Source organism: Aeromicrobium sp. NPDC092404 (assembly GCF_040684095.1).
Classification (GTDB): domain Bacteria; phylum Actinomycetota; class Actinomycetes; order Propionibacteriales; family Nocardioidaceae; genus Aeromicrobium.
The window spans coordinates 279,135-293,948 of record NZ_JBFBFI010000002.1; the positions used below are offsets into that span (position 1 = coordinate 279,135).

The following is a 14,814-nucleotide window of genomic DNA, read 5'->3' on the forward strand; positions in this document are numbered from 1 at the left end:
CTGTGTCGCGGTCAGTTCAAGACGCTTATCTGAAAAGATCCTGAAAAACCGCTACGGTTGCAGCGACTTCGTCAGTAGATCAAAGCCATTGCCGGGTTCGCCAGGATCGCGGCCACGTCAGCGAGGAACCGCGAGCCCTGCTCCCCGTCGACGACCCGGTGGTCGAAGCTCAACGCCAACGTCGTGACCCAGCGCGCGACGATCTCGTCGTCGTCGCCGACCCACGGCCGCTTGTTGATCGCGCCGACAGCCAGGATGCCTGACTCGCCCGGGTTGAGGATGGGCGTGCCGGCGTCGATCCCGAAGACCCCGATGTTGGTGATCGTGAACGACCCGCCCGCCATCTGTGCCGGCTGCGTCTTGCCCGAACGGGCCGTGGCGATGAGCTCGCCGAAGGCTTGTGCCAGCTCGGGCAACGTCATGGCGTCGGCGCCCACGATGTTGGGCACGACCAGGCCGCGCGGTGTGGCGGCGGCGATGCCGAGGTTGACCGAGCGCTTGAGCACGATCTCCTGCGCGGCGTCGTCCCACGTCGCGTTGAGCTCCGGCGTCCGACGCATCGCCAGGCACACCGCCCGCGCCACGATCAGCAGCGGCGAGACACGGACGTCGGCGAATCGCTCGTCCCGCTTGAGCTGGGCGACGAGCTCCATCGTCTTGGAGACGTCGACCGTGACCCACTCGGTGACGTGCGGCGCGGTGAACGCCGAGGACACCATCGCCTCGGCGGTCATCTTGCGGACCCCCTTGATCGGGATGCGCTGGTCGCCGGTCGTCGCCGGTGCGACGGTGGGCGGGGCGGCCTGGACCTCGCGCAGGCCGGCGAACGCCTCGACGTCGGCGCGGGTGATGATGTCGCCGTCGGCCGGCACGGAGTCGAGGTCGATCCCGAGGTCCTTGGCGAGCTTGCGGACCGGAGGCTTGGCGAGCGCGCGGATCGAGCGCTGCGGCACCTTTTCGGTGTCCACGGAGGCCACGGCGCCCTTGCGCGCGCGTCGCTTGGTCGAGGTGGCGCGCGGACCGTAGCCGACCAGAACCGACTGCCGCTCGGCCTTCTCGGGCGTCGCCGTCACGGGCGACGGCGCATCGGTGACGGTGTTGGGCACCAGGTCCTCCGCGGCGGCGAACTCCGCGGCCGTCATGGCGGCAGGCAGGGTGGCCCCCGGCGCAGCCGTCGACGGCTCGTCGGCCGACGTGATGCGGATGATCGGGGTGCCCACGTCGACGGTCTGGCCCTCGTCGACCAGCAGCGCGTCGACGGTGCCCTCGTAAGGGCTGGGCAGCTCGACGATCGACTTGGCGGTCTCGATGTCGACGATGATGTCGTTGACCTTGATGGTGTCGCCGACCGACACCTTCCAGGTGACGATCTCGGCCTCGGTCAGACCCTCGCCCACGTCGGGCAGCTTGAACTCACTCATCAACGACTCCTAGAAGGCCAGCGAACGGTCGACCGCTTCGAGCACGCGATCGAGGCCGGGGAGGAACTCTTCCTCGACCCGGCTGGGCGGATAGGGCAGGTCGTATCCCGTGACGCGGATGACCGGCGCCTCGAGGGAGTAGAAGCACTTCTCGGTGATGCGCGCAGCGATCTCAGCACCCAGGCCAAGGGTTTGCGCCGCCTCGTGGACGACGATCGCGTGGCCCGTGCGACGTACGGACGCGATGACCGGATCGAGGTCGAGCGGCGACAGCGTGCGCAGGTCGATGACCTCGATGCTCGTGCCCTCCTCCGCGGCGGCCTCGGCCGACTCGAGACAGGTCTTGACCGTCGGACCGTACGTGATGACGGTGGCGTCGGTGCCCTCACGGACCACCTGCGAGGCGTGCAACGGGATCGGCTCGGCGTCGAGGTCGACCTCGCCTTGGTCCCAGTAGCGGCGCTTGGGCTCCATGAACACGACCGGGTCGTCGCTGGCGATCGCCTGCTGGATCATCCAGTAGGCGTCGTTGGCGTTCGCGCACGACACGACCTTGAGCCCGGCCGTCAGGGCGAACTGCGCCTCTGGGCTCTCCGAGTGGTGCTCGACCGCCCCGATGCCACCGCCGTAGGGAATGCGGATGACGATGGGCATCGCGACCCGGCCACTGCTGCGGAAGTGCAGCTTGGCGACCTGGCTGACGATCTGGTCGTAGGCCGGATAGACGAAGCCGTCGAACTGGATCTCGAGGACCGGGCGGTAGCCCCGCATCGCCAGCCCGACCGCGGTGCCGATGATGCCGCTCTCGGCGAGCGGCGCATCGATGACCCGGCTCTCGCCGAAGTCCTTCTGCAGCCCGTCGGTGATGCGGAAGACGCCGCCGAGCTTGCCGACGTCCTCACCCATGATCAGGACCTTGCTGTCGGCCTCCATCGCGGCACGCAGGCCGGCGTTGAGGCCCTTGCCCAGCGGCATGCGAGTCATGAGCCGCTCCCTTCGGGCTCGAGACTGTCTCTGTAGGCGACGTACTGCGCCTTCTGCTCCTGGAGCTCGACCGATTCGTCGACGTAGACGTTGTCGAACAGGGTCGCGAGATCTGGCTCCGGCAGAGCCTTGCAGGCCTCACGCAGGTGCTTGCCGAGCTCGTCGGCCTCGGCGTCGAGCGCGTCGAAGAAGTCCTGGGGCGTGCCTTGGGTCAGGAGATGACGCTTGACCCGCTCGATGGGGTCCTTGAGCTTCCAGGTCTCGACCTCGGAGCTGTCCCGGTAGCGAGTCGGGTCGTCCGAGGTCGTGTGGGCGCCCATGCGATAGGTGTAGGCCTCGATCAGCGTCGGGCCCTCACCGTTGCGAGCCTTCTGCATCGCCGCTGTCGTGACGGCGTGGCAGGCGAGCACGTCGTTGCCGTCGACCCGGACGCCGTCGAAGCCGAACCCGCCGGCGCGCTGGGCGATCGGCCCGCGGGTGTTGCGGTCGGTCGACGCCGAGATGGCGTACTGGTTGTTCTGGCAGAAGAACACGACCGGCGCGTTGAACACCGCGGCCCAGTCGAAGGCCTCGTTGACGTCGCCCTGGCTCGTGGCGCCGTCGCCGAAGTAGGCGATCACCGCGGCGTCACGGTCGGGATCGTTGCGGCCGACCTCGCCGTCGAGCGTCAGGCCCATGGCGTAGCCCGTCGCGTGCAGGGTCTGGGCGCCGATCACGATGCTGTAAAGCGCGAAGCCGTGCTCGACCGGGTCCCAGCCGCCGAGCTCGACGCCACGGAACAGGCCGAGCAGCAACGCGGGGTCGACGCCGCGGCACAGCGCGACGCCGTGCTCGCGATAGGTCGGGAAGGCGAAGTCCTGCGGGCGCAGGGCCCGGCCGGAGCCGATCTGGGCGGCTTCCTGGCCGAGGGCGGGCGCCCAGAGGCCGAGCTCGCCGTGGCGCTGCAGGGCGTGCGCCTCGAAGTCGATGCGGCGGCTCAGGACGAGATCGCGGAACAGGTCGCGAATGCTGTCGTCGTCGCCGTCGTACGCGTAGTCGGGGTGGGTGACGCGCTCCCCCTCGGGAGTCAGGAGCTGGACGAGCGGGAAGGCTTCCGCCGGATCGTCGGCTACGTACGCGTCGGGCATGGTGGCGCTCATGCGACTCCCTCAATCGATCGGTGGACGGGGTTGCCGTTCCGATGTCGAAGATGCGAGACACCAGTGTCACAGGGGTGGTGGACGATGGTGGACTCGCATGACGTGACTGGCATCACATCGATCCCACCGTATCCCGGCAACCTCCGCCTGACCAAAACAACGCCCCGGCGAGTCGATGGTCACGTCGATCGCGCGCATTCGTGACAGACGGTCGTCCGGCTCAGTGCTCCTTGCGCCAGGCAGCAGCACGGTCCAGGAAGACGGCGTTGACCTCAGCGCTGCCGATGCTGACCCGCACGCCGTCGCCGGCGAACGGGCGTACGGAGACGGGGTCGCACCACGCTGCGAACTCCGTGGCGTCGTCGCCGAGCGGCAACCAGACGAAGTTGGCCTGCGTCGCCGGCAGGTCCCAGCCCTGGCCCTCCAGCGCAGCGACCATGGCCTCCCGCTCCCGGACGATCACGTCGACCCGCTCGGCCAGCGCGTCCTCGGAGTCGAGGGAGGCGACGGCCGCCGCCTGCGACAGGTCGGTCACGGCAAACGGCGGCGACGCCTTGCGGATCGCCTCGGCCACCGGCGGTCGCGCGATCGCGTAGCCCACCCGCAGGCCGGCCAGCCCGTACGCCTTGGAGAAGGTGCGGAGCACCACGACGTTGTCATGCTTTGCCAGTGCCGCCAGCCCGTCGGCCGCCTCGGGGTCGCGGATGAACTCGACGTAGGCCTCGTCGACCACGACGAGGACGCGTTCGGGCACCGCGGCGAGGAACCGGTCGAGCTCGGCAGCGGCGACGACCGGGCCGGTCGGGTTGTTGGGCGTGCAGACCAGCACGACCCGCGTACGGTCGGTCACGGCAGCCGCCATCGCGTCCAGGTCGTGCGTGCCGTCCGGCCGCAGCGGGATGCGCACGGTCGTCGCGCCGGTCAGGTCGGCGGCGATCGGGTAGGCCTCGAACGACCGCCACGCATAGATCACCTCGTCGCCGGTCTCGAGGTGTGCGTTGAGCAGCGCATAGAGCACGGCGACCGAGCCGGTGCTCGCGGCGAAGTGGTCGGGCGAGAGCCCGAGCTTCGCCGACAGCGCGTCGTACAACGCGGTCGTGCCGGCGTCGGGATAGCGATTGACGCGCCCGAGCTCCAGGGCGGCCCGCTCCATGACGCCGGGCAAGGGATCGAACGGATTCTCGTTGCTCGAGAGCTTGTGGTCCTCGCTCGCGGCGGCCTTGCCGGGGCGATAGACCGGGATGTGGTCGAGTGCCTGACGAGCGCGGGGAACGGTCATGCAAGGAGCGTAATACCTGACCGATCGGTCAGGAGAAGTGCTGCCGGAGCTCCGGCAGCAGCTCGGCCTCGGCTGCGGCGAGGAACGCGTCCTGGTGCTCGCCGCCGATCTGGACGAGCGCGACGTCGGTGAACCCTGCCTTCGCGAACGGCCGGACCGCGTCGACGATCGCGCCGAGGTCGTCGCCGCACGGGATCTGCTCCGCGACGTCGTCCGGGCGTACGAACTGGGTGGCTCCCGCGAAGGCCGAGGGGCCCGGCAGCTCGGCGTTGACCTTCCAGCCGCCAGCGAACCAGCGGAACTGCTCATGAGCACGGGTACGCGCTGCATCGACGTCGCGGTCCCAGCAGATCGGCAGCTGGCCGACCTTGCGCGCCGGCGCCGTGGCTCGCGTGTGGGCGTCGAAGGCCGGACCGAGCTCGGGGTCCGGCTCGACCGCGATCATGACGTCGGCGCGCGGCGCACCCGCCTCGATCGACTGCTGGCCGCTGACCGCGACACCGATCGGGACCCGCGCGTCGGGCAGGTCCCAGAGCTTGGCCGAGTCGACCCGGTAGTGGTCACCGACGTAGTTGACGTAGCCGCCGTCGAACAGGGCGTTGATGATGTCGAGCGCCTCGACGAAGCGTTCGTGCCGGACGTTGACCGGCGGCCACCCGGCGCCGATGACGTGCTCGTTGAGGTTCTCCCCGGAGCCCAGTCCCAGGGTGAAACGGCCCTCGCTCAGCAGCCCGACCGTCGCGGCCTGCTGCGCGATGACCGCAGGGTGGTAGCGCGCGACGGGGCTCGTCACGTACGTCATCAGCTCGATCGACTCGGTGGCCTGAGCGACCGCCCCCAAGGTCGGCCAGGCATTGGGACTGTGCCCCTGCTCGTCCAACCACGGGTTGAAGTGATCGCTCATCACGGCCAGCTCGAAGCCGGCCCGCTCGGCGTCGACGGCGTGGCGCACGAGTGCGCGGGGATCGGACTGCTCGCACATGAGGGTGTAGCCGAATCGCGTCATGCCCGTCCCGTACCCCGTGCCCGCGAACGGACACGTACGCGGGCGCTGACATGATCGAGCGCGTGACCTCTCGCAACGCGAGGCTCGGCTACGCGCTGGTCGTCCTCGCCGCCGTGCTGTTCGGCGTCAACGGCGGCGTCTCGCGCGTCGCCATGGGGTCCGGCCTGAGTCCCGAGTCGTTCACGACGCTGCGCATCACCGGCGCGACACTGGTCTTCGTCGCGTACGCCGCGTGCTTCCGCCGCTCGGCCCTCCGTCGGCCTCGTGGCAGCTCGCTGCTGCTCATCATCGGCCTCGGCCTGGTCGGGGTGACGGCGCTGCAGCTGACCTACAACGTCGCGATCGACCGGCTGCCACTGGGCATCGCCCTGCTGATCGAGTACCTCGCACCCGTCCTGGTGGTGCTGTGGGTCCGGTTCGTCCGCAAGGAACCCGTCCGCGGCCGGATGTGGCTCGCCGTCGCGCTGGCCATCGGCGGTCTCGCGGTCGTCAGCCGGGCGTGGAACGGGCTGCAGTTCGACGGGCTCGGAGTCGTCATGGCCCTGCTGGCAGCCGTGAGCTTCGCGACGTACTTCCTGCTCGGCGAGCACCATGTCGGCTTCGACGACCCGCTGCGCGTCATCCTGTGGGCGTTCGTCGTGGCGACCGTGGCGATGAACCTCATCCAGCCCATCTGGACGACACCCGCGCTCGACGGCTCGACGTCCCTGCTGGGGCGGTTGGCGGACCACTCCGCCAACCCGTGGCTGGTCATCGCCATCGTGGTCGTGCCGGGCACCGTCATGCCGTTCTTCCTCGAGATGGTCGCGCTGCGGCACCTGCCCGCGACGATCGTCGTCGTGGTCGCGATGCTCGAGCCCGTCATCGCGAACGTCCTCGGGTGGGCCTGGTTCCGCGAGTCACTGACACCGATCCAGGTCGTGGGTGCGGTCGCGGTGCTCGCCGGCATCGTGCTGGCACAGACCTCGCGCAAGGTCGAGTCCGTGCTGCCCCAGCCGTAGCTCCCCGGCCCTCATCGCCCGAGCGACGGCTCGGCCATCAGTGCAACAATCGGCTCCATGCCCAGACTCGTGACTGCATGGATCCTCAGCGGACTCGCGCTCGCTGCCGCTGCCGGCCTGCTCGGCGACCACATCGACATCGGCGCCTCCGGCGACTCCACCGCCGAGCGCATCGTCGCGATCGCCCTGGTCGCCCTGGTCTTCACGGCGATCAACGCCTTCGTCGCGCCGATCATCAAGACCCTGTCCCTGCCGTTCATCATCGTCACGTTGGGCTTCGCCCTCCTCGTGATCAACGCGCTGCTGCTCCTGCTGACCGAGTGGGTCACCGACAGGTTCGGCGTCCCGTTCCACGTCGACGGGTTCTGGTGGGCCCTGCTCGGCTCGATCGTCATCTCGCTGGTCAATGCCGTCCTGAGTGGCTTCACCAACAAGAAGACCCGTCCGGTCCGTTGACCTACCGCATCGCGCTGGTCTGCCTCGGCAACATCTGCCGGTCCCCGATGGCGCACGTCGTCCTCGAGGACCGACTGGCCCGGGCGGGGCTCGACGACCGGGTCGAGGTCGCGTCGTCCGGCACGGGCGACTGGCACGTCGGACACCCCATGGATCCCCGAGCGGCGGCGACCCTGTCCGCCGCGGGATACGACCCGACGCGCCATCGGGCCCGCACCTTCTCTCCCGACTGGTACGCCGAGAACGACCTCCTCCTCGTGATGGACGCCAGCAACCACGCCGATGTCGTCGACCAGTCGCCCACGGTCGCCCAGGCCGAGCAGGTGCGCATGTTCCGGGCCTTCGACCCCGAGGCGACCGAGGGCGACGACGAGGTGCCGGACCCCTACTACGGCGGCGACGACGGCTTCGCGCACGTCCTGGCGATGATCGAGCGCACGACCGACGGCCTGGTCGCGCGGCTGCCGGACCTCATGGACCGCTGAACGTACGGTTCCGCACGGGGTAACGTCATCGTCATGGCACGCATGGCAGGGACCGCCGCCCGGGCGGAGGCACTCCTTGGCATCGGCGTCGTCTCCACCACTCCTGTGGCCGGCGGTGACATCTGCACCTCGACGCGCCTCCGGCTGACCGACGGCCGCGGCGCCATCATCAAGACCCGCCCGCACCCGCCCGAGGGATTCTTCGAGCGCGAGGCCGAGGGGCTGCGCTGGCTGGGCGCGGCCGACGGCGCCAAGGTGCCCCGGGTCCTCGCCGTCGCCGACGACTGCATCGTGCTCGACTGGGTCGAGCCGGGCAAGCCCACGACCGACGTCGCCGAGCGCTTCGGCCGCGCGCTGGCCGTGACCCATCAAGCCGGCGCCGAGGAGTTCGGCGGAGCCCAGGACGGCTTCGTCGGGCTCGCCCCGCTGCCCAACCGCCCGCTGCCGACCTGGCCGGAGTTCTTCGCGTCGCGCCGGGTCATGCCCTACGTCCGCGCCGCCGTCGACCGCCAGGCGCTGACCTCCGCCGAGGCGGCCACGATCGAGGCGGCGATGCGCCGCATCCACGACTTCGCCGGCCCCGAGGAACCGCCGGCCCGGATCCACGGCGACCTGTGGTCGGGCAACGTCGTCTGGGGCTCCGACGGCAACGTGTGGCTCATCGACCCGGCCGCGCACGGCGGTCACCGCGAGACGGATCTCGCGATGCTGGCGCTGTTCGGCATCCCGCACCTCCAGCGGGTCATCGATGCGTACGACGAGGCCGCACCCTTGACGGACGGATGGCGGGACCGCGTCGCGCTGCACCAGCTGCATCCGTTGCTGGTGCACGCCACGCTCTTCGGCGGGACGTACGGCGCCCGGGCGGTCGCCGCGGCGCAGAGCCTGCTGGCCGGAACGTCCTCGTAGTTCAGCCAAGTCTCAGGGATCCGAGGCAGACTGATGGCCATGCGCATCCTTGTCGTCGACGATGACCGTGCTGTGCGCGACTCGTTGCGGCGATCGCTCGAGTTCAACGGCTACGCGGTCGAGCTGGCCTCCGACGGCGCCGAGGCGCTCGCCCGGGTCCCGCAGATCAACCCCGACGCGATCATCATGGACGTGATGATGCCGCGGCTCGACGGGCTCGAGGCGACGCGCGCCCTCCGCGGCGCCGGCAACGACGTACCCATCCTCGTCCTCACGGCCCGCGACGCCGTCTCCGACCGGGTCGACGGGCTGGATGCCGGGGCCGACGACTACCTGACCAAGCCCTTCGCGCTCGAAGAGCTGCTCGCGCGCGTACGTTCGCTCCTGCGGCGCTCGAGCCGAGCCGCCGCCGTCGAGCCTGACGAGGCGCCCCTGACGTTCGCCGACCTGTCGCTCGACCCGGTGACCCGCGACGTCAAGCGCGGCGAGCGGTCGCTGTCGCTGACCCGCACCGAGTTCGCCCTGCTCGAGCTGTTCCTCCAGCGCCCCAAGCGGGTGCTCGAACGCTCCTTCATCCTCGAGGAGGTCTGGGGATTCGACTTCCCCACGACCGCGAACTCACTCGAGGTCTACGTCGGATACGTCCGCCGCAAGCTCGAGGCCGAGGGCGAGCCCCGGCTGCTCCACACCGTGCGCGGCGTCGGATACGTCCTGCGCGAGACCCCTCCGTGATCGACGTCCTGCACCGCTCGCTGCAGCCGTTCACCCAGCGGATGTCGCTCGCCCTGCGGGTCGCGGTGCTCACGACGATGGCCGTGGCGGCGACGCTCGGCGTCGTCAGCATGATCGTGTTCGTCGTCGTGCGTGCGGAGTTCGAGAGCTCGCTCGACGAGTCGATGCTGCGCCGGGCGCAGGCGGCGGTCGACGCCGGCCTCGCCGAGCCGGAGCAGTTCAACCAGATCAACCCGCCCCTGCAGCGCATCGCCGACGTCCAGATCTTCGTCGTGAGCGGCGGCACCCTGTTCACCAACCCGGCCAACACCGACGACCAGGTCGCGGGCGCGTTCAAGAGCTATCACGAGCTCGAGGTGTCGCTCGGCGAGGCGTCCCAGTCGATGCGCACCGTGAACGTCAAGGGCACGCCCTACCGCGTCGTCGCCGTCGAGGCCGGCAGCGGCCGGGCCCTCGTCATGACGCAGTCGATGGAGTCGATCGACTACGCCCTCAAGCGGCTCAAGGTCATCCTGCTGCTCTGCAGCGCCGCCGGCGTCGCCCTCGCCGGCATCGCGGGGTGGGCGGTGGCCGCCAACGGCCTGCGCCCGGTCCGGCGGCTCACCGCGGCGACCGAGCGCGTCGCGCGGACGTCCGAGCTGACCCCCATCGCGGTGACAGGGCACGACGAGCTGGCCCGGCTCACGACGTCGTTCAACGCCATGCTGCAGGCGCTGGACGCCTCACAGACCCGGCAGCGCCAGCTGGTCGCCGACGCGGGCCACGAGCTGCGGACCCCGCTGACGAGCCTGCGCACCAACATCGAGCTCATCGGCCAGGCCGCCGAGAACGCCGAGAAGTCGCTGACGGAGGAGCAGCGGCACGAGATCATGGGCGACGTGCGGTCGCAGCTCGAGGAGCTCACGACCCTCGTGGGCGACCTCGTGGAGCTCGCGCGTGACGAGCCGATCGCCCGCGACCCCGAGCCGCTCGACTTCTCCGACGTCGTGACGCAGGCCGTCGACCGCGTACGGATGCGCGCGCACCACGTCACGTTCGACGTCCAGCTGGAGTCGTGGATGGTGTTCGGAGAGCCCCAGCTGCTCGAGCGCGCCGTCACCAACCTCCTGGACAACGCCGCCAAGTGGAGCCCTCCCGGCGGCACCGTCCACGTGCACCTCGCCGGTGGCGCCCTGACCGTCACGGACCAAGGTCCCGGCATCGACGCGGCCGACCTGCCGCACATCTTCGACCGGTTCTACCGCTCGAGCGAGGCACGTACGCTGCCCGGCTCCGGGCTGGGCCTCTCGATCGTCAAGCGAGCGGCTGAACGCCACGGAGGTACCGTTGAGGTCGAGTCGCCACCTGGCGGCGGAACCACCTTCACGCTCGAGCTGCCGAGCTCCGACCAAGCCTGACCTGCGGGTTTCTTCGAACGCTCACACGCCGCTCTCAGATCAGTCTCAGCGATACGGGAGAATCTACTTTCATGACCGACACGAACGACCCGTTCGCCGAGCGCCCCTACGTCCCGCCGACCGAGCGCGGCGGCAGCGGCGACGACCGGCCCGCCCCCTCCGAGCCCGCCGGCAGCCCCGCCGCCCCGGACGACCAGCAGCCCGACGCGCCCACGGGCGAGGCGCCGGCCGCCCCGTCCCAGGCCGACTCCGAGCCGACCATCCCGGTCGCGCCGGTGCCCGCCGCGGAGTCCGAGCCGCGCACGGTCGAGCAGCCGGCTGCCACCACCTCCGATCCGCCCGCAACCCCGGCCGAGGCCTACACGCATCGCTTCGCCGACGCGCCCCCCGCGGCTCCGATGGAGGACACCCGCACCGAACCGCTCCCACCCTTCGCCACCGCGTTCGCGGCCGACGACGGCAACGGCCGTGACGAGCCGCCGGCCAAGCCGAAGCGCCGCACCGGACGCCTGCTCGCCGGAGTGCTGGCCCTCGTCCTCCTCGCCGGTGGCGCCGGCTACGGTGGCGCCTGGCTCCAGGACCGGTCCCAGGACGACGGGGGCGACAACGGGTCGAGCGTCAGCTCGCTCGACACCGGCGACAAGGTCACCAACACCAACGTCCCGGCCGGCGCGGTCGAGCAGGTCGCCGCCAAGGTCCTGCCCTCCGTCGTCCAGATCAACGTCAAGGGTGATGACGAGTCCGGCTCCGGCACGGGCATCATCATCAGCAGCGACGGCGAGATCCTGACCAACAACCACGTCACCGCGGTCGCGGGCGACGACGGCATCATCACGGTCGCGTTCAACGACGGGTCGTTCACCCGGGCCAAGGTCGTCGGGGCCGACCCCAAGACCGACCTCGCGGTCATCAAGGCGAGCGACAAGACCGGCCTGACTCCGGCGACCCTCGGCAGCTCCAAGGACCTCGAGGTGGGTCAGGAAGTCGTCGCGATCGGCTCGCCGTTCGGGCTCGAGAGCACCGTGACCCAGGGCATCATCTCCGCGCTCAACCGGCCGGTCACGTCGTCGGACGGCAGCAACGACGCCGCCAGCTCCAACACGTTCCCCGCGATCCAGACCGACGCGGCGATCAACCCAGGCAACTCCGGTGGACCGCTGGTCGACATCGAGGGCAACGTGATCGGGATCAACTCGGCGATCAAGGCCTCGAGCGGCGGCGAGGGCGGCTCCATCGGCCTCGGCTTCGCGATCCCGATCGACCTCGCCAAGAACGTCTCCAAGCAGCTCGTCAAGGGCGAGAAGTTCGCCCACGCGCAGATCGGCGTCACCGTCCGTCCGGCGGTGTCCGAGGACGGCATCACCGGCACGGGTGCCGAGATCGACGAGGTCACGCCGGACGGGGCCGGTGCCGATGCAGGCCTCCAGAAGGGCGACGTCATCACCGCCGTCAACGGCGACCTGGTGGCCAGCTCCGAGGCGCTCGTCGCCTCGGTCCGCGGCTTCCAGCCGGGCCAGAAGATCACGCTGACCTACAACCGCGACGGCAAGAAGAACGAGGTCGAGGTGACCCTCGGGTCGGACGCCGGCTCCACCGACTGACGCAGGCTCTCCGGACCGGACTATGACGACTGTTAGAGTCCGGTCCGGAGGTGCTCATGTCCCCGACCGACGCCACGACCCAGATCGCCGAGCTCATGCGGCGGTTCCTCGCCAGCGTCTCCTTCGGCGCCGGCGAACGTCCCCACTACGACGCCATACCGGCGCTGTTCATCGACCGCGGCCTGCTGATCAAGAACATCGCCGGCGCGGCCGAGATCTCCACCCCCGCCGAGTTCATCGCGCCGCGGCGGGCCCTCGTGGAGTCCGGTGAGCTGACCGAGTTCCTCGAGGAGGAGCTGTCGGCCACGACGACCGTGTTCGGTGCTGTCGCGCACCGTCTGAGCGAGTACGCCAAGTCGGGCGTCCAGGGCGGGACCGCGTTCAGCGTCCGCGGCGTGATCCTCACCCAGCTCGTCGCGACTCCCGAGGGCTGGCGCATCAGCTCGATGACGTGGGACGACGAGCGCCCGGGGCTCGACCTGTCGGATCTCAGGACCACCTAGGTCGACGTTCGGCGGGATCCGGCGCGAGGATGGCCGATTTTCGCTCGTGCCTGTCTGAGCTCCTCACTACCGTGGAGAGGTGAAGATCGAACGCGACCTGTCGATGCCGGCCCTGCTCGTCACGGTCGTGGTCTGGGCCTCGGCCTTCGTCGCGATCCGCGCGGTCGGCGACACGTTCTCCCCGGGCTCGCTGACCCTGGGGCGGTTGCTGGTCGGCGTCGTCGCCCTCACGTTCTTCGCCCGCCCGACCATCGCGGCCCTCCCCACGGGTCGGCCCCTCGTCCTGGTCATCCTCTACGGCGTCGTGTGGTTCGGCGCCTACAACATCGCCCTCAACGCCGCCGAGCGCGACCTCGACGCCGGCACGACGGCGTTGATCGTCAACGTCGGTCCGATCTTCGCGGCCGTCATCGCGGGCTTCCTCTACAAGGAGGGCTTCCCCAAGCCGCTCATGATCGGCATGGGCATCGCGTTCGCCGGCGTCGTGCTGATCGCGCTGAGCACCGAGAGCGACTCGACGGCCGTCGACACCGCGAGCACGACCGGGGTCCTCCTGTGCGTCGCCGCGGCAGCCTTCTACGCGTTCGGTGCGCTGGCGCAGAAGCCCGCGCTCAAGCACATGGAGCCCGTCATGTCGGTGTGGCTCGGCTGCCTCGTCGGCGTGGTCGTGTGCCTGCCGTTCACGCCCGCCCTGATCGACGAGCTGGGTCGTGCCTCGACCGAGGACATCCTGTGGGTCGTCTATCTCGGTGTCTTCCCGACCGCCATCGGGTTCAGCACCTGGTCCTACGCCCTCAAGCGCATCTCGACCGGCAAGGCCGCCTCGACCACCTACCTGGCTCCCGCGACCGCGACGCTGATCTCGTGGGCAGTCCTCGACGAGGTCCCGGCCGCCCTCGCGTTCGTCGGCGGCGCGCTGTGCCTCATCGGCGTCGCGATCACGCGCCTCAGGTCGGCACCCAAGGACGTACCGGACGACGAGCGCGCCCCAGCGGCCTGATCCTGCCGGAGCCCCTCCGACCTGCGGCGGCCGGCGAACCGGCGCAGACTGGAGGCATGAAGATCGGGGACCGCGTCAGCTGGGACACCTCCCAAGGACGTACGCAGGGAAAGATCGTCGACAAGAAGACCAAGGACTTCCAGCTCGCCAAGCAGAAGTTCACAGCGTCCGAGGACGAGCCGAAGTTCATCGTCGAGAGCGACAAGACGGGGGCGAGAGCCGCCCACGCCCCGTCAGCGCTGCGCGCGCTCAAGGGCTGACATGGGCATCCACTGGTGGGCGTTCCTCGGTGTCGTGGCCGTGGCGTACGCCATTCCGGGACCCGACTTCGCGGTGATCCTCCGTTCGTCGACCCGCGGTTGGCGAGCAGGCGCCGCTGCCGCCCTCGGAGCGCAGACCGGCCTGTGCGTCCACATGCTCGTCGCCGCTGCCGGCCTCTCCGTGCTCCTGGCTCGTTCGCCCGAGGCGCTGACCACGATCCGCTGGGCCGGTGCGGCCTACCTGGTCTGGTTGGGGATCGGGCTGATCCGCTCGAGCTTCAAGACGGACGACGAGGTCCGGGCGGAGCCCGACCTGACGACCGCGACCGCCTTCACCCAGGCGCTCCTGACCAACCTGCTCAATCCCAAGGCGATCCTGTTCTTCGCCGCGGTCCTGCCGCAGTTCGTCGTGGCCGGGACGTCGACGGCCGCGCAGGTCCTGGCCCTCGGCATCGTGGACGTCGTGGCCGGCCTGCTGCTGTGGGCGGTGCTCGTGTCGGTCGGTGCGGGGCTGGGCGCCTGGTTCGCCCGGCCGACCGTGCGCCGGCGGTGGGACCGCGCGACCGGCGGCGTGCTCACCGGGCTCGGCGCGACCCTCGCCACGACCAAGCTCTGACCTCGCCCCGCTGAGCGTGACGTTC

Annotated in this window: 16 protein-coding genes; 11 read left to right on the top strand and 5 right to left on the bottom strand. The window is 70.1% G+C overall.

Going from position 1 to position 14,814, the window contains the following annotated elements; genetic code table 11:
* Positions 1-71: 71 nt before the first annotated feature.
* From AB0N22_RS11735 to AB0N22_RS11755, 5 genes are all read right to left on the bottom strand, one after another.
* Positions 72-1,421 carry a dihydrolipoamide acetyltransferase family protein gene (locus AB0N22_RS11735; protein WP_364640034.1) on the bottom strand — a complete coding sequence of 450 codons (1,350 nt, stop codon included), beginning with the start codon at positions 1,419-1,421 and terminating at the stop codon, positions 72-74.
* 9 nt (positions 1,422-1,430) lie between these two features.
* Positions 1,431-2,405: an alpha-ketoacid dehydrogenase subunit beta gene (locus AB0N22_RS11740; protein ID WP_364640036.1), complete on the bottom strand. Its 975-nt coding sequence runs from the start codon at positions 2,403-2,405 to the stop codon at positions 1,431-1,433.
* The gene (gene pdhA / locus AB0N22_RS11745) at positions 2,402-3,544 is read right to left on the bottom strand and encodes a pyruvate dehydrogenase (acetyl-transferring) E1 component subunit alpha (protein ID WP_364640038.1); all 1,143 of its coding nucleotides are present in this window, start codon (positions 3,542-3,544) and stop codon (positions 2,402-2,404) included. Before pdhA ends, AB0N22_RS11740 begins: the two co-directional genes overlap by 4 nt.
* Before the next feature lie 220 nt (positions 3,545-3,764).
* A complete protein-coding gene (locus tag AB0N22_RS11750) occupies positions 3,765-4,823 on the bottom strand; it encodes a histidinol-phosphate transaminase (protein WP_364640041.1) in 1,059 nt (352 codons plus the stop codon).
* 28 nt (positions 4,824-4,851) lie between these two features.
* A complete protein-coding gene (locus tag AB0N22_RS11755; protein WP_364640044.1) occupies positions 4,852-5,829 on the bottom strand; it encodes a TIGR03557 family F420-dependent LLM class oxidoreductase in 978 nt (325 codons plus the stop codon).
* Between the two features lie 62 nt (positions 5,830-5,891).
* Between AB0N22_RS11755 and AB0N22_RS11760 the strand changes: the two genes are divergently transcribed.
* The 11 genes from AB0N22_RS11760 to AB0N22_RS11810 all read left to right on the top strand — a co-directional run bounded on the left by AB0N22_RS11760 (position 5,892) and on the right by AB0N22_RS11810 (position 14,789).
* On the top strand, positions 5,892-6,830 hold the full coding sequence (locus AB0N22_RS11760; RefSeq protein WP_364640047.1) for an EamA family transporter: 939 nt from the start codon (positions 5,892-5,894) through the stop codon (positions 6,828-6,830).
* 57 nt (positions 6,831-6,887) lie between these two features.
* A complete protein-coding gene (locus AB0N22_RS11765) occupies positions 6,888-7,286 on the top strand; it encodes a phage holin family protein (RefSeq protein ID WP_364640049.1) in 399 nt (132 codons plus the stop codon).
* On the top strand, positions 7,283-7,771 hold the full coding sequence (locus AB0N22_RS11770) for a low molecular weight protein-tyrosine-phosphatase (protein ID WP_364640051.1): 489 nt from the start codon (positions 7,283-7,285) through the stop codon (positions 7,769-7,771). The genes AB0N22_RS11765 and AB0N22_RS11770 overlap by 4 nt, the downstream gene beginning before the upstream one ends.
* A gap of 33 nt (positions 7,772-7,804) precedes the next feature.
* Positions 7,805-8,680 carry a fructosamine kinase family protein gene (locus tag AB0N22_RS11775; RefSeq protein WP_364640054.1) on the top strand — a complete coding sequence of 292 codons (876 nt, stop codon included), beginning with the start codon at positions 7,805-7,807 and terminating at the stop codon, positions 8,678-8,680.
* A gap of 39 nt (positions 8,681-8,719) precedes the next feature.
* The gene (locus tag AB0N22_RS11780; RefSeq protein ID WP_364640056.1) at positions 8,720-9,412 is read left to right on the top strand and encodes a response regulator transcription factor; all 693 of its coding nucleotides are present in this window, start codon (positions 8,720-8,722) and stop codon (positions 9,410-9,412) included.
* Positions 9,409-10,809 carry a HAMP domain-containing sensor histidine kinase gene (locus tag AB0N22_RS11785; RefSeq protein ID WP_364640059.1) on the top strand — a complete coding sequence of 467 codons (1,401 nt, stop codon included), beginning with the start codon at positions 9,409-9,411 and terminating at the stop codon, positions 10,807-10,809. Before AB0N22_RS11780 ends, AB0N22_RS11785 begins: the two co-directional genes overlap by 4 nt.
* Positions 10,810-10,880: 71 nt before the next feature.
* Entirely contained in the window at positions 10,881-12,410 is a 1,530-nt protein-coding gene (locus tag AB0N22_RS11790) for a trypsin-like peptidase domain-containing protein (RefSeq protein WP_364640062.1), read from the top strand.
* 56 nt (positions 12,411-12,466) lie between these two features.
* Complete coding sequence (locus AB0N22_RS11795; protein ID WP_364640065.1) at positions 12,467-12,913, top strand: hypothetical protein; 447 nt, start codon at positions 12,467-12,469, stop codon at positions 12,911-12,913.
* A 79-nt stretch (positions 12,914-12,992) separates the two neighbouring features.
* Positions 12,993-13,913, top strand: a complete 921-nt coding sequence (locus tag AB0N22_RS11800) for a DMT family transporter (protein WP_364640068.1) — start codon at positions 12,993-12,995, stop codon at positions 13,911-13,913.
* Between the two features lie 56 nt (positions 13,914-13,969).
* Complete coding sequence (locus AB0N22_RS11805) at positions 13,970-14,173, top strand: DUF2945 domain-containing protein (protein WP_364640070.1); 204 nt, start codon at positions 13,970-13,972, stop codon at positions 14,171-14,173.
* Position 14,174: 1 nt separating this feature from the next.
* Positions 14,175-14,789 (top strand): LysE family translocator, encoded by a 615-nt coding sequence (locus AB0N22_RS11810; protein WP_364640073.1) that lies wholly within the window; start codon positions 14,175-14,177, stop codon positions 14,787-14,789.
* The last annotated feature ends 25 nt before the right edge of the window (positions 14,790-14,814 follow it).

Coding starts and splice junctions, on each gene's coding strand:
- AB0N22_RS11750 (WP_364640041.1), bottom strand. CDS start 4,823: ATGACCGTTCCCCGCGCTCGTCAGGCACTCGACCACATCCCGGTCTAT.
- pdhA (WP_364640038.1), bottom strand. CDS start 3,544: ATGAGCGCCACCATGCCCGACGCGTACGTAGCCGACGATCCGGCGGAA.
- AB0N22_RS11740 (WP_364640036.1), bottom strand. CDS start 2,405: ATGACTCGCATGCCGCTGGGCAAGGGCCTCAACGCCGGCCTGCGTGCC.
- AB0N22_RS11790 (WP_364640062.1), top strand. CDS start 10,881: ATGACCGACACGAACGACCCGTTCGCCGAGCGCCCCTACGTCCCGCCG.
- AB0N22_RS11805 (WP_364640070.1), top strand. CDS start 13,970: ATGAAGATCGGGGACCGCGTCAGCTGGGACACCTCCCAAGGACGTACG.
- AB0N22_RS11780 (WP_364640056.1), top strand. CDS start 8,720: ATGCGCATCCTTGTCGTCGACGATGACCGTGCTGTGCGCGACTCGTTG.
- AB0N22_RS11755 (WP_364640044.1), bottom strand. CDS start 5,829: ATGACGCGATTCGGCTACACCCTCATGTGCGAGCAGTCCGATCCCCGC.
- AB0N22_RS11795 (WP_364640065.1), top strand. CDS start 12,467: ATGTCCCCGACCGACGCCACGACCCAGATCGCCGAGCTCATGCGGCGG.
- AB0N22_RS11775 (WP_364640054.1), top strand. CDS start 7,805: ATGGCACGCATGGCAGGGACCGCCGCCCGGGCGGAGGCACTCCTTGGC.
- AB0N22_RS11735 (WP_364640034.1), bottom strand. CDS start 1,421: ATGAGTGAGTTCAAGCTGCCCGACGTGGGCGAGGGTCTGACCGAGGCC.
- AB0N22_RS11765 (WP_364640049.1), top strand. CDS start 6,888: ATGCCCAGACTCGTGACTGCATGGATCCTCAGCGGACTCGCGCTCGCT.
- AB0N22_RS11810 (WP_364640073.1), top strand. CDS start 14,175: ATGGGCATCCACTGGTGGGCGTTCCTCGGTGTCGTGGCCGTGGCGTAC.